Below are 12,223 nucleotides of genomic sequence, written 5' to 3'. Positions count from 1 at the left end.
ACCCCGAGGAGAGAGATCATGTCTCACAGACGCGGCATGCGCGTCGCGGTGCTGACCGCCGGTGCGCTCTGCCTGGCCGGCTCCCAGGGCATCGCGACCGCGCAGGCGAAGCCGGCGGCGCCGGCCCAGTCGCCGTACTCCGCGGCCACGGTCGCGAACGTGTCGCCCACCGTGCTGCAGGCGATGCAGCGCGACCTCGGCCTCACCGCGGCCGAGGCGAAGAGCGCACTGGTCAACCAGTTCGACAACGGCGTGACCGCCGGCAAGCTGCGCCTCAAGCTCGCCGGCAGCTACGCGGGAAGCTGGGTCTCCGGCAAGACCGGTGCAACGCTCCATGTCGCCACAACGGACCGTTCCGCTGTGGCGGCCATCACCGCCCAGGGCGCCCAGGCGACGGTCGTCGGCCACAGCTTCGCCGACCTGAACGCCGCCAAGGCCAAACTGGATCGTGCCAGTCAGCGCGGCGTGAAGTCGCACGCCCCGGTCTGGTACGTGGACGTCCAGACCAACAAGGTCGTCCTGCTGAGCGCCACGCCCGCGAAGGCCCTCGCCTTCGCCAAGTCCGCCGGGCTCAGTGCCGACGCCGTCACGGTCAAGCGCTCGAACATCAAGCCGCGCACGTTCTACGACCTGCGCGGCGGCGACGCTTACTACATGAACGGCTCCGGCCGGTGCTCGATCGGCTTCCCGGTCAAGCGCGGGACGCAGTCGGGCTTCGCCAGCGCCGGGCACTGCGGCCGTCCGGGCACCACGACCAGCGGCTACAACCAGGTCCAGCAGGGCAGTTTCCAGGGGTCCACGTTCCCCGGCAACGACTACTCCTGGGTCGCGACGAACACCAACTGGACCCCGACCGCGAAGGTGAACGGCTACGGATCCGTCGCGGACCGGGACGTCACCGGCTCGACGGTCTCCCAACCGGGTACGCAGGTGTGCCGCTCCGGTTCCACGACCGGCTGGCACTGCGGGAGCGTCCAGGCGCTCAACACCAGCGTCACCTACCAGGAGGGCACCGTCTACGGGGTGACCCAGACGAACGTGTGCGCCGAGCCCGGCGACTCGGGCGGCTCGTTCATCTCCGGCACCCAGGCGCAGGGCGTGACCTCCGGCGGCTCCGGCAACTGCAGCAGCGGCGGCACGACCTACTTCCAGCCCATCAACCCGGCGCTGTCGGCGTACGGCCTCACCCTCTACACCGGTGGCGGCAACGGCGGCGACCCGGGTGACCCGGGCGACCCGGACCCGTCCGGCACCTGGGCCGCGGGCAAGGTCTACAACGCGGGCGACACCGTCACCTACAACGGCTCCACCTACCGGTGCCTCCAGGGCCACCAGGCCCAGCTCGGCTGGACCCCGGCCGCCGTGCCCGCGCTGTGGCAGAAGGTCTGACCGCAGAAAGCCTGATAACGGGGGCCACCGTCCGGCACCCGTGAACGGCGCTACCTGACCGCGGCGCCGTTTCTCCCAGGGCCTTCCCCCAGTGGCGACACTGGGGGAAGGCCGCTCCCATTTCCTCTCGTTCGCTATTCGGCTTCGAGCCAGAATCCGGCCCGCTCCAGCCACAGGTCGAGGAGTTCCTCGTCGCCGACGACGTCCACGCGGTCGCGGAGACCGGGACGCCGGTAGACGAAAAGGAGCAGGTCCGTCAGGGCGCCGCGCACGGCGACCGCGGACTTCTCGTGGGCGCGCCGCCAGGTCGCCGGTTCCGTGCTCAGGTCGACGACCCATTCGGCCGCCTCGTCCGAGTCGGTCGCATGGAAATGCAGGGTCCGGCCGGGGCCGATGAGGCCGGATTCCGAGGTGGCCTCCTCGTACACCGAGTAGCCCATCCATTCGTCGAGCGCGTCGACGGCGAGATCGGCGGCGAGCGTGAACTCCGCGCCGATCGTCAGCGCGGCGTCGGCCCGGTGGACGACGGTCTCATAGAGCATCCGCCGCGCCCAGAACCCGGCGGAATGATCTTCTGAAGGGGACCACACGGGCGTGTCGGGGGCGGCGTCCCGGAGCGCGTCCGCCAATTCGGCGGCGCCTTCGGCGAGCCAGCCGTCCAGCGTCTCAAGATCTGTTTCGCGGTATTCCGCGAGGTCGTTCACCATTTCGTCCGGGACGGGCCCGGCGGCGCGGGTCCGGACGACCTCCGCCGCCCAATGGTGGTCGCCGCCGATGTGCCCGAGCAACTGCCCGAGATTCCAGCCTGGACAGGACGGCACGCCGGCCCGCAGGTCGGCGCCCTTCATCATTTCCCGCACCGCGTCCGTCTGCGCGACGAGCTCGTCGCGATAACGCTCGAAACTCACCCCGGTCATGGAGGCACCATAGCGGCGCCTCCGCGGTCAGGCGGTCACGCGGTCAGCCGGTCACGCGGTCAGCCGGTCTTGCGGTCAGGCGATCGTGGCGAGAAGGGCCGGAAGTTCGTCGAGGGACCGGATGACGGGCGGCCCGGTCGGCGTCGGGTCATCCTTGCGATTGAGCCAGACGCCGCGCAGGCCCGCCTTCGCGGCGGCGATGGCGTCGGTGTGCAGCCGGTCCCCGACATAGGCGACCTGGGGCGGGGCGAGTCCGAGCCGGGCACACCCGTCATGGAAGATCTTCGGGCTCGGCTTGGTGTCGCCGGTCTCGCTCGAAGTGATCATCTCGGGCAGCCTTTCGGCGAGCCCGACCCGGCGGAGTTTCTCCCGCTGCTGATCGGCGTCGCCATTCGTCAGGACGCCGAGCCGCAGCCGCGGGTGCCGTTCGGCGAGCGCGTCCAGCATCGGGCGGACGTCGGGATACACGCGCCACGCCGATTCGTAATGGCGCAGATAGCCGTCGAACCAGGCGTCGGCGCGCCGGGCGTCCCAGGTACCGAGCCCGAGTTCGGACGCGAGGGACGTGATCCGCAGCCGCCGCTGCTCGGTGAACGTCAGGCGCCCGGCCAGGTAATGCTGGACCGCCTCTTCTTCGAGTTCCTTCCACCTTCGCCTCGCGCGCGTCTGGTCGAGCGATGGGGAAAGTGACCCGAGTGCCCGGGTGAGCGCGATCGCGGCTGCGGTGTCGTGATCGACGAGTGTGCCGTCCAGATCGAACAGGACGGCCTTGATTGTCGGGGTCATCGCCGTTTTTCTCTCACGGGTTGGCCGCCGCCCGTCAGCGCACGCGTCATGCAACTGCAAAGACCTGTCGGGACGCGGATGTTCTTTTCCCGGAAATTATGGTCTACGTACTTGCGTGCTTGGTACGTCTACGCCGAATCGGGCCCGCCAATCGGGCGAGAAGTTGCCACCGTCAGCGCGGCGCGGCCGTCCCGAGGGTCGCCATGGCGCGCCCGGGCTCCCAGTGCGCGCGCAGGGACGTGATCAACCCGGCGTCGTCCACGGTGTAAACGAGAACGCAGTCGATCGTCATCGCGGCGCCGTTCGTGATGGTCGTGATGGTGGCGACGTTGGCGCAGCACGGGCCGTTGGCGAACGAGTCGGCGACGCTGAACCGGAATTCGTCGACGGCGGCGATGAATTGGTCCCAGAAGGCTTCGAGCGCGGCGCGGCCCCGGTGGCCGCGGCCCGCGGGGTCGAGGAAGGACGGGCCGACCGGGTCCTCGACCAGGGCGTCCGGGGCGAAGAGGGCGAGCCAGTCGTCCCGGCGGCCGGCGACGACGGCGGACATGGAGGCGCGGGCGGCGCGGCGGGCCGGATGGTCCGCGTCCGGGGCGAGCCAATTGACGGCATGCATTGCTATAACGTGTTCTCGTTTCAGGTGCGGGCGATGACGTTCTCGGCGAACCGCCCGAGCTTTTCGATCTTCTTGGCGAGCGGCTCGGGGTCGGGGCCTTTCCGGTAGGGCGAGCGGAAGCCGACGATCACGTCCGTGACGCCCTTGTCGGCGAGCCGCTTGACGCCGTCCGGGGTGTAGGCGTCCGGGGAGATCACGTGGATCTCGAACGGGGCGTCCGCCTTTCCCTCCTCGGCGCGTATCCGGTTCAGCTTGGCTAGGAGTCCGTCGAGGTCGTCGCCGCCGCCCGCGTGCATCCAGCCGTCCCCGCGCACGACGGCCCGGCGCAGCGCCGCCTCGCTGTGCCCGCCGACCAGGATCGGGAACGGCCGGGCGGGCGTCATCTTGATCGCCGGGACGTCGAAGAACTCGCCGCGGTACTCGAAGTAGCCGCCGCCGCTCAGCCCCCGCACGATGTCGATGGCCTCGTCCATCCGCCGCCCGCGCCGCTCCCACGGGACGCCCATGGCCGCGAAGTCCTCCCGCCACGGGCTGAGCCCGACGCCGAGCCCGAGCCGCCCGCCGGTCAGGCACGCGACCGAGGTCGCCTGCTTCGCCACCAGCACGGGCGGCCGGACGGGCAGCTTGAGCACGAACGGCGTGAACCTGATCGTCGAGGTCACCGCCCCCATCGCCGCGATCAGCGTGAACGTCTCGATGAACGCCTTGTCCTCGAGGAACTCCCGGTTCCCGTCCGCGGTATAGGGATAAACCGAGTCGGACTCCTTCGGATAGACGAGCGAGTCCGCCACCGACACGCTCGTGTACCCGGCGTCCTCCGCCGCCTTGGCGAGCGGCAGATAAAACGACGGATCGGTCATCGCCTCGGCATAGGTGAACCTCATCCCCGCATACTAGAACGTGTTTCACTTGGCTGCCAGACCGGGCCTCGGGGGAGCATCATTGCCCCATGAGTCCCGAACCCGCGGGCGTCTCGGCCCGCACCTGGGAACTGCTCGTCGCGAAGGGCACGCTGCGGCGCTGCCGCGCGGGCGAGGTCCTGCTCCGGCAGGGCGACCCGGCCTCGCACGTCCTGCTGCTCATGTCGGGCCGGGTGAAGGCGCTGCTCACGCTGCCGGACGGCGAGGTGCTGCTCCTCGCCGTCCGCGGTCCGGGCGAGCTGCTCGGCGAGGTCGGCGTCCTCGGCGGGGACGGCCGCTCGGCGACGGTCGTGGCGATCGACCCGTGCACCGTGCGGTCCCTGTCCGCGAAACGGTTCCGCGACCTGCTGCGCGAGTCCAACGCCGAGGAGGAACTGCTGCGCCGGGCGATGCGGCGCCTCCGGGAAGGGGAGGAGTGGCGCGCGGAGACGGCCGCGCTGCCCGCCGGGCCCCGCGTCGTCCGGGCGCTGCTGCGGCTCGCGGTCCCCGGCGGCGACGATGGGGGCGGCACGGTGGACGTCGGGCTCGGCCAGACGCAGATCGGCCAGGCGGTCGGGCTGTCGCGCGGCGTCGTGGCCGGGGAGCTGGCCAGGCTGCGGGCGCTCGGCGTCGTCAGCACCGAGCGCGGCCGCACGGTGATCACCGACCTGCCCCGGCTGCGCGCGCTGGCCGCATCGGGACGCGGCTCTGTCTGAAAACCGACAGTGCCCCCGGCGGATCGTCCGCAAGGTTGGTGAGAATCGACCTCCTGAGGAGAATCCGTGGAAGCGTTCCGTGCACTGCTCGTCGTCGACGCCGAGAGGTTCAGCGCGCATCGCGACGTCGACCTCCGGACGGTCCACGACGAGATCCGCCGGGCCGTCAAGACCGCCTGCCGGAAGAGCGGGCTGGGCGAGACGTGGGAGAACGTCCGGTTCATGGAGAGCACCGGCGACGGGATCCTCGCGATCCTGCCGCTGGAGGCGGCGCCCGCGCTGATCGACCCGTTCCCGCGCCGGTTACAGAACGCGCTGGCGGCCGCCGCGCCGCGCCTGCGGGCCCGCGGGCTCCACCTGCGCCTGCGGGCGGCCCTGCACATGGGGCTCGTGGACGACGAGCGTCCCGAGGCCCCCGGCATCTCGACGGCGACCATCGACGTCAACCGCCTCCTCGACGCCGCCCCGCTGCGGGACGTCCTGAGCCGCAGCGACCCGGAGGTCACCTTCACCGCCTTCATCGTCTCGGCGGACCTGTTCGCCGCCTACGTCGCGGGCGGGCGGACCAGGCTGCGGGAGAGCCAGTTCACCCGCGTCCAGGTCAGGGTGAAGCGGTTCGACCGTCCGGCCTACCTGTACGTGCCGACGCCGTCCGCCGTCGACGAACCGCCGGACGCGGCGGACGGGCCCGAGGTCCGGAGGCCGGGGCCCGCCGGGCCGTCCGGCGGCGGCGTCACGCTCAACGGCGTCACGATCAGCGGCGACGGCACCCAGAACGCGATCGGCAACATCGTGGGCGGCGACCTCCGGCAGGAGCGGCGATGACGGCGTTGGACGACCTCACCATCGTCGGCGACGACAGCCAGAACGTCGTCGGGAACACGGTGTCCCGCGACCTGGTCGTCAACCAGCTCCGCTTCGTGCGCGGACGCCCGTCGATGGTCCTGTCGGAGGGCGAGATCGCCGACCGCGTCGCGGGCTACGTGCGGGCGCGCAACCACGACGTGATCGTGGACGTCCTGCGCCGCCACCACGCGATCGCGCTCGCCGGGCCCGAGGGCGCGGGCGTGGCGACGACCGGGATCGCGGCGCTGCGCGAGCTCCGCTCCGGCCTGCCGATCCACCTGTTCTCCGCCGGGGAGGACGACGTGCAGGAGATCTCCGGCGCGGAGCGCGGCTACCTGGTGCGGGCGGCGGACGAGGGCGAGTCGCGGCTGCGGTCGTGCCTGGAGGCGGTCCGCGCGTCCGGCGGGTTCCTGCTGGTCGTGGGCGGCGAGGCCGAGCAGGGCCGGTACGCCGAGTTCCTTCCGGCGGTGTCGGTGGAGCCGCCGTCCGCCATGGCCGTCTTCCGGCGCCGGCTGGAGCGCTGCGGCCTCGGCGGCACGCACTGGCCGCACTGGCCGCGCGCCGCCGAACTGCTCAAGCTGGCGACGCCCGGGGACGCGCGGCGGCTCGCCGACCTCGTCGTCGCCACCGCCGACGAGCGCGAGGTCGAGCGGGCCTACCTGCGCTGGAAGGAGCAGCTGACCGGCTGGTTCGCCGACCATCCGGGGTTCCAGGACCAGACGCTGCTGGTCGCCGCCGCGACGATCGCGCCCGCGGACGAGACGAGCGTCTACGGGGCCGCGCTGTCGCTCGCCCGGCAGCTCGGGATCAGGGTGGAGGGCGGCGGGCTGGCGTGGTGCCCGTCCACCGGGCTCGCCGAGCTGCTCGGCGCGGACCGCCTCGACGAGCGGATCGGGTTCCGCCGCCACGGCTTCGCCGAGTCCGTCCTGCGGCACGTCTGGGACGACTACCCGCTGGCGCGTCTGGACCTGCTGTCCTGGCTGTCGGCGCTGCCCACCGACGAGGTCGTGACGCTCAGCGGGGAGCTGCGCGCGAAGCTCGTCGAGGTCTTCGCCGACCTCGCGGCCGAGCACGGCTCGGTGGAGAAGATCGTCCAGATGGCGGAGGCGTGGGCGGGGGACCGCCACCGGTCGGCGGACCTGTCCTACATCGCGCTCGCCCGGACCTGCCTGCACCCTCTCGTCGGGGGCCGGGTGCGCAGGGCGCTGTACGAGTGGTCCAGGTACCGGCAGGCGCCGCAGACCTTGAAGCTGACCGTGGCGCGCGTGTGCCAGGTGCTCGGGCTGACCCACGTGACGATCGCGCTGACCCGGCTCAAGCACCTCGCCACCCACGGCAACGAGCAGGTGCAGGACGAGGTGGTGGAGGTGGCACGGGCGCTGGCGAGCACCCATCCGCGCGCCGTCTTCGCCGCCGCGCGGGACTGGTGCCTGTCGTCCGTCCAGCTCACCACGGGCCAGGACGGTTCGCGCCGGGCCCGGGTGGGGCTGCGGCTGATGCTCGACCTGCTGCCGCCCGGGTCGGCGCGCGGGCCCCTTGAGGTGATCGACCATCTCGCCTGCCGGGGCGGCGGACGGATCCGCGCGGTGGCGCTGGACGCGGCGCGGGAACTGGCCGTCCACCACCGGCACGAGGTGATCGGCGCGGCGCTGGCGTGGGCCGGGAACGCCGACGAGCGCCCGCACGAGGAGGCCGCACCCCGGAGGGCCCTCGGGACGTCCCTGTTCATCCGCCTCGCGGCGGACCGGGACGCGGCCGGATGCGCGCTGATGCTGACGGGCCCCGGCGCGCTCGACCCGCGCGCGTGCCCGGCCCCGTGGCGGGAGGCGATGCTCGCCGAGGCCGGTACGTCGTCGTCCGGCTACGACGGCTTCCCGCAGGCGGCGGTGCTGTGGGTGGAGACGGCGGTGGCGCGGCCCGACCTGCGGCCGCGGATCGTCTGGATGTTCGCGGCGGCGGTGGGCCACGACCCGAATCTCCGGATCTTCATGACGGCCTTCGTCCGAGCCTGGGCGGGCACCCGCCGGGAATGCCGCGACGTCCGCGATGACCTGCTGATTCAGGTCCTCCAACCCGAGTGGCAGCGGCTGCTTCTGGCGGGCTGGGTGTGGCTCCGGCGGGCCGTCACGACCGGCCGGTGACGCTCGCGCGAAACATCGCCACCGAGAGTGGGGATTCTTTCGGCCGCGCGTTCGTTGAACGGGGCGGGAGATGCGCCGAGCGGTCTGGGAGCGTTCGGGGTGCCCGACGGCCTGCCCGCGCCGTACGGCGCGGGCAGGCCCGCGACTAGCGGGGCGACTCCTGGCGCTCGCCCGTGTTGGACACCCGGACGATCGTGTGCTGGTCGAGCTCGTCGCCGGACAGCCGTGCCGCGATCTTGCCGCGGTGGAAGACGAGCACGCGGTGGCACACCTCGGTCAGCTCGTCCAGGTCGGTCGAGGCGAGCAGGACGACGGCCCCGTCCGCGGCGGCGCCCCTGATCAGGTCGTGGATCTCGGCCTTCGCGCCGACGTCCACGCCGCGGGTCGGGTCGTCCAGCAGCAGGACGGCCGGGGACGCGTCCAGCCACTTCGCCAGCACGACCTTCTGCTGGTTCCCGCCGGACAGCAGGCCCACCCGCTGGTCGACGTCGCGGCAGCGGATGCGCAGCCGCTCGACGTGGCCGCGCGCCCGCGAGCGCAGCGCGCCCCGGCGGACGACCACGCCGTCCCGGCTCAGCCCGATCGAGCGGACCTGGCCGATGTTCTGCCAGATCGGCTGGTCCAGCATCAGGCCCCGGCCGCGCCGGTCGCCGGACACGACGGCGACGCCGCCCTTGATCGCCTGCCGCAGCCCGCGCGGGGCCGGGCGGCCGCCGGGCAGTCGGACGTCCCCCCGAGACGCCCGCCGCAGCCCGGCGACCAGTTCGAGGACGGCGAGATGCCCGGCCCCCGCGAGGCCCGCGACCCCGACGACCTCCCCGGCGCGCACCGCCAGGTCGACGTCGTCGAGGACGCCGTCGACGGCCACGTGGTCGAGCCGCAGCTCGCCCTCCGCCTGCTTGATCTGCGGGACCGGCGTCGCCGACGGCTCCGGCCGCGGCCCGAGCATCGCCGACAGGATGTCGTCGATGGCGAGGTCCGCGCGGTCGGCGCCGCTGAGCATGGTGCGGCCGTCGCGCAGCACCGTGATCGTGTCGCAGAGCTGCATGACCTCCTCAAGGATGTGCGAGACGAACACGACCCCGACCTGCCGTTCGCGCAGCACCTGGAGGATGCCGAGCAGCCGGTCGGAGCCGTCCCGGTCGAGCGCGGACGTCGGCTCGTCCAGGACGAGGACGCGCGGCTCCGACAGCAGCGCCCGCGCGATCTCGACGAGCTGCCGCTGGCCGAGCGACAGCTCGCGGACGAGCGTGCGGAGCTCGACGTCCAGGCCGAGCTGCTTGAGGATCGGCCGTGCCGCGTCGGCCATGGCGCGGCGGTTCAGGAACGGGCCGCGCCGCGGCTCCCGCAGCGGATACAGGTTGGCGAGGACGTCGAGGTCCGGGAACAGGTTCAGCTCCTGCGACACGACCGCCACCCCGTGCCGGACGGCGTCCGCCGTGTCGCGGAAGGCGACGGGTTCGCCGTCCAGGGTGAGGGTGCCGCCGTCGGGGCGGATCGCCCCGGACAGCACCTTCACCATGGTCGACTTCCCGGCCCCGTTCTCGCCGAGCAGGGCGTGCACCGAGCCGGCCTCGACGCTGATCGTCCCGTCCGCGAGGGCGGTGACGCCGCCGTAGGACTTGGCGATGTCCCGTGCGCGCAGGACGGCCATCAGTTCGCCTGGTCCAGCGGCTTGAGGTACTTGGTCGGGTTCGCGAGCTGCTCGTCCACGATCGGCTTGAAGAACGCGGTCCGGCTCTGCTCGTTGACCTGCCGCTTCATGACCTCGTCGACGTTGGCGCTGGTGATGACGAGGGTGCCGGGGTTCCACCAGCCCTCGGGCAGCTTCGTGCCCTTGCGCTTGGCGTCGATCATGAGCTGGAGCGCGACGTAGCCCTTGAGCCAGTGCTCGGGCGAGGACAGCGCGAACAGCGACCCGTCCTTGACGGCCTTCAGCGCGGCCGGGTCGATGTCGCAGGAACCGGCGAGGAACTTGCGGCCGGTCTGCTTCTGGATCAGCGGCAGCGAGACGCCGTCCTGGCCGCCGACGCCGAGGAACGCGATGGCCTTCGGGTTCGCCTTCACGATCGAGTTCCACGCGTTGTAGTTGTCGGTGGGCTCGGACTTCGAGTCGAGCGGGCCCTTGATCGTGAGCTCCGGCCGCTCCTTCTTGATCACCTCGGTGAGGCCCTCGATGCGCTGTTCGAGCAGCCGCAGGCCCGGGATGTCGTTGCCGATCACGACCTCGCCCTTGGTGCCCGCCGGGACGTGCTTGATGAACTCCTCGCCGAGCGCCCGCCCGACCTCGGTGTTGCTGTTGCCGATGAACAGCTTGGTCTTGGTGCCGGGCGGCGGCGCGGCGTCCACCGCGACGGTCTGGACGTCGTCGTCGGACGCCTGGACGAGCGGCCGCACGAACAGGTCGGGGGCGAGGCTCTGCAGCCCGATGCCGTCCCGCGAGTTCCGGATGGCGGAGCGGAACAACTGCACCTGGGCGGGGCCGTTGATGCCGGTCGGCGCGGCCGCGTTCAGCGTCACCTTGCCGTCCCCCGCCGACGCCGCCTTGGCGCCGAACGCCATCTCCTGGAACGGGTTCTGCGTCGTCGACGCGTATATGAAGGCCATCTTGAGCGTGCCGGTGTTCTTCTTACCGGACCCGCCCGAGTCGCTCGACCCGCAGCCCGCCAGCGCGGTGGTGCCGATCAGGACGGTGACGGTGGCCAAGGCCAGGGATCTGATCCTCACGTTGCTCTCCTCGGGGGGTGTTCAGAGTCCGAGCCGGGCGCTCTCACGCCGCCTGCGGCGGCGCACCAGGCTGTCCAGCGCGACGGCCGCGAGGATGACGCCGCCGGTGGCGAACGCGCTCCAGTTGGCCGGGATGTTGAAGTACTGCAACCCACTGGTGACGACGCTGAGCAGCACGGCGCCGAGGCAGGCGCCGACGACGGTGGCGCTGCCGCCGCGCAGCGGCGTCCCGCCGATGATCGCCGCGGCGATCGCCTGGAGCTCGAACCCGGTGCCGATGTTCGGGTCCCCGGAGGTGAAGAACGCCAGTCCGAGCACGCCCGACAGCCCGGCGAGTCCGCCGATCAGCACCAGCGCCTGCATCCGGACGCGCGGGATCGAGATCCCGGAGAACGTCGCGGCGTCCGGGTTCGACCCGATCGAGCGCACCCGGTAGCCGAACGGCGTGAACCGCAGCACCAGCGTGAGCGCGATCGCGACGAGGACGAGCACCCACACGCTCGTCGGCACGCCGAGCGTCTTGCCGCCGAGCACGGTGAAGAAGGAGCTCTCCAGCGGCAGGCCGGTGACCTGCCGGCCGTCGCTCAGCGCGAGCGTGAGCCCGCGGAAGACCGACAGCGTGGCCAGCGTCGCGACGATCGCCGGGATCCCCACGAACTGGACGATCAGCGCGTTGACCAGCCCCAGCGCCATGCCGAGGACGATCCCGAGCAGTGCCGCGGGCCAGGCCGGGATGTCGTGGTTCATCATCACGCCGGTCGCGATCACCGTCAGCCCGAACGTGGAGCCCACCGACAGGTCGATCTCGCGCATCGACAGCAGGTAGGCCATGCCGCAGGCGAGGAGCCCGACGTACACCGCCGACTGGAGGGTGTCGAGGAGCTGCCCGACGCGGAGGAAGTCCGGGTGCAGGATGCTGATGAACGCGACCAGCACCAGGGTCGCGACGAGGACGCTCGTCGCCTCGCCGCGGCCGGCGCGGACGGCGAGGACCGGAAGCCGCGACTGGGCGAGCGACGCGGCGTGCCCCAGGCCCTGGGGCCGCGCCCCGGCCTTCTCGGCCGTGCCGGGCTGCCCCGCGTCACCGTCCTTCGCCTCGGCGCCGGACTGCCGTTCCGTGGTCACGGGCGGAACTCCTTTCGTCGTCCGTCCGTGCTCACGGGCGGATTCAACTCGTCGTCCCCCG

General features: G+C 72.1%; 11 protein-coding genes. 4 read left to right on the top strand and 7 right to left on the bottom strand.

Features of this window, described 5'->3' with window-relative positions; translation table 11 throughout:
* Positions 1–18 precede the first annotated feature (18 nt).
* Positions 19–1,389 carry a carbohydrate-binding protein gene (locus FXF65_RS33265; protein ID WP_148354025.1) on the top strand — a complete coding sequence of 457 codons (1,371 nt, stop codon included), beginning with the start codon at positions 19–21 and terminating at the stop codon, positions 1,387–1,389.
* Between the two features lie 134 nt (positions 1,390–1,523).
* Here FXF65_RS33265 and FXF65_RS33260 read toward each other — a convergent pair whose 3' ends face one another.
* From FXF65_RS33260 to FXF65_RS33245, 4 genes are all read right to left on the bottom strand, one after another.
* The gene (locus tag FXF65_RS33260) at positions 1,524–2,306 is read right to left on the bottom strand and encodes a maleylpyruvate isomerase family mycothiol-dependent enzyme (protein ID WP_148354024.1); all 783 of its coding nucleotides are present in this window, start codon (positions 2,304–2,306) and stop codon (positions 1,524–1,526) included.
* Positions 2,307–2,381: 75 nt separating this feature from the next.
* Positions 2,382–3,092, bottom strand: a complete 711-nt coding sequence (locus tag FXF65_RS33255; protein ID WP_148354023.1) for an HAD family hydrolase — start codon at positions 3,090–3,092, stop codon at positions 2,382–2,384.
* Between the two features lie 172 nt (positions 3,093–3,264).
* A complete protein-coding gene (locus FXF65_RS33250) occupies positions 3,265–3,708 on the bottom strand; it encodes a nuclear transport factor 2 family protein (RefSeq protein WP_148354022.1) in 444 nt (147 codons plus the stop codon).
* A 20-nt stretch (positions 3,709–3,728) separates the two neighbouring features.
* A complete protein-coding gene (locus FXF65_RS33245) occupies positions 3,729–4,592 on the bottom strand; it encodes a TIGR03619 family F420-dependent LLM class oxidoreductase (protein WP_148354021.1) in 864 nt (287 codons plus the stop codon).
* A gap of 65 nt (positions 4,593–4,657) precedes the next feature.
* Here FXF65_RS33245 and FXF65_RS33240 point away from each other — a divergent pair, with 65 nt between their 5' ends.
* The 3 genes from FXF65_RS33240 (at position 4,658) to FXF65_RS33230 (ending at position 8,310) form a co-directional block, all read left to right on the top strand.
* Positions 4,658–5,323, top strand: coding sequence for a Crp/Fnr family transcriptional regulator (locus tag FXF65_RS33240; protein WP_148354020.1), 666 nt, complete (start codon positions 4,658–4,660; stop codon positions 5,321–5,323).
* A gap of 66 nt (positions 5,324–5,389) precedes the next feature.
* Positions 5,390–6,148, top strand: coding sequence for a hypothetical protein (locus tag FXF65_RS33235; RefSeq protein WP_148354019.1), 759 nt, complete (start codon positions 5,390–5,392; stop codon positions 6,146–6,148).
* Positions 6,145–8,310 carry a hypothetical protein gene (locus FXF65_RS33230; protein ID WP_148354018.1) on the top strand — a complete coding sequence of 722 codons (2,166 nt, stop codon included), beginning with the start codon at positions 6,145–6,147 and terminating at the stop codon, positions 8,308–8,310. Before FXF65_RS33235 ends, FXF65_RS33230 begins: the two co-directional genes overlap by 4 nt.
* A gap of 145 nt (positions 8,311–8,455) precedes the next feature.
* On the opposite strand, the gene FXF65_RS33225 is transcribed toward FXF65_RS33230, so the two are convergent.
* The 3 genes from FXF65_RS33225 to FXF65_RS33215 are packed head-to-tail and all read right to left on the bottom strand — an operon-like array spanning position 8,456 to position 12,162.
* On the bottom strand, positions 8,456–9,964 hold the full coding sequence (locus FXF65_RS33225) for a sugar ABC transporter ATP-binding protein (protein ID WP_148354017.1): 1,509 nt from the start codon (positions 9,962–9,964) through the stop codon (positions 8,456–8,458).
* Complete coding sequence (locus FXF65_RS33220; RefSeq protein WP_222868859.1) at positions 9,964–11,037, bottom strand: sugar ABC transporter substrate-binding protein; 1,074 nt, start codon at positions 11,035–11,037, stop codon at positions 9,964–9,966. The genes FXF65_RS33225 and FXF65_RS33220 overlap by 1 nt, the downstream gene beginning before the upstream one ends.
* A 21-nt stretch (positions 11,038–11,058) precedes the next feature.
* Positions 11,059–12,162: an ABC transporter permease gene (locus FXF65_RS33215; protein WP_222868858.1), complete on the bottom strand. Its 1,104-nt coding sequence runs from the start codon at positions 12,160–12,162 to the stop codon at positions 11,059–11,061.
* Positions 12,163–12,223: the final 61 nt, after the last annotated feature.

This window comes from Actinomadura syzygii (assembly GCF_008085905.1).
GTDB classification, from domain to species: domain Bacteria; phylum Actinomycetota; class Actinomycetes; order Streptosporangiales; family Streptosporangiaceae; genus Spirillospora; species Spirillospora syzygii.
The sequence above is the reverse complement of the archived record's forward strand: the minus strand, read 5'-3'. Positions and strand labels throughout refer to the sequence as shown.

Coding starts and splice junctions, on each gene's coding strand:
- FXF65_RS33265 (WP_148354025.1), top strand. CDS start 19: ATGTCTCACAGACGCGGCATGCGCGTCGCGGTGCTGACCGCCGGTGCG.
- FXF65_RS33260 (WP_148354024.1), bottom strand. CDS start 2,306: ATGACCGGGGTGAGTTTCGAGCGTTATCGCGACGAGCTCGTCGCGCAG.
- FXF65_RS33255 (WP_148354023.1), bottom strand. CDS start 3,092: ATGACCCCGACAATCAAGGCCGTCCTGTTCGATCTGGACGGCACACTC.
- FXF65_RS33250 (WP_148354022.1), bottom strand. CDS start 3,708: ATGCATGCCGTCAATTGGCTCGCCCCGGACGCGGACCATCCGGCCCGC.
- FXF65_RS33245 (WP_148354021.1), bottom strand. CDS start 4,592: ATGAGGTTCACCTATGCCGAGGCGATGACCGATCCGTCGTTTTATCTG.
- FXF65_RS33240 (WP_148354020.1), top strand. CDS start 4,658: ATGAGTCCCGAACCCGCGGGCGTCTCGGCCCGCACCTGGGAACTGCTC.
- FXF65_RS33230 (WP_148354018.1), top strand. CDS start 6,145: ATGACGGCGTTGGACGACCTCACCATCGTCGGCGACGACAGCCAGAAC.
- FXF65_RS33225 (WP_148354017.1), bottom strand. CDS start 9,964: ATGGCCGTCCTGCGCGCACGGGACATCGCCAAGTCCTACGGCGGCGTC.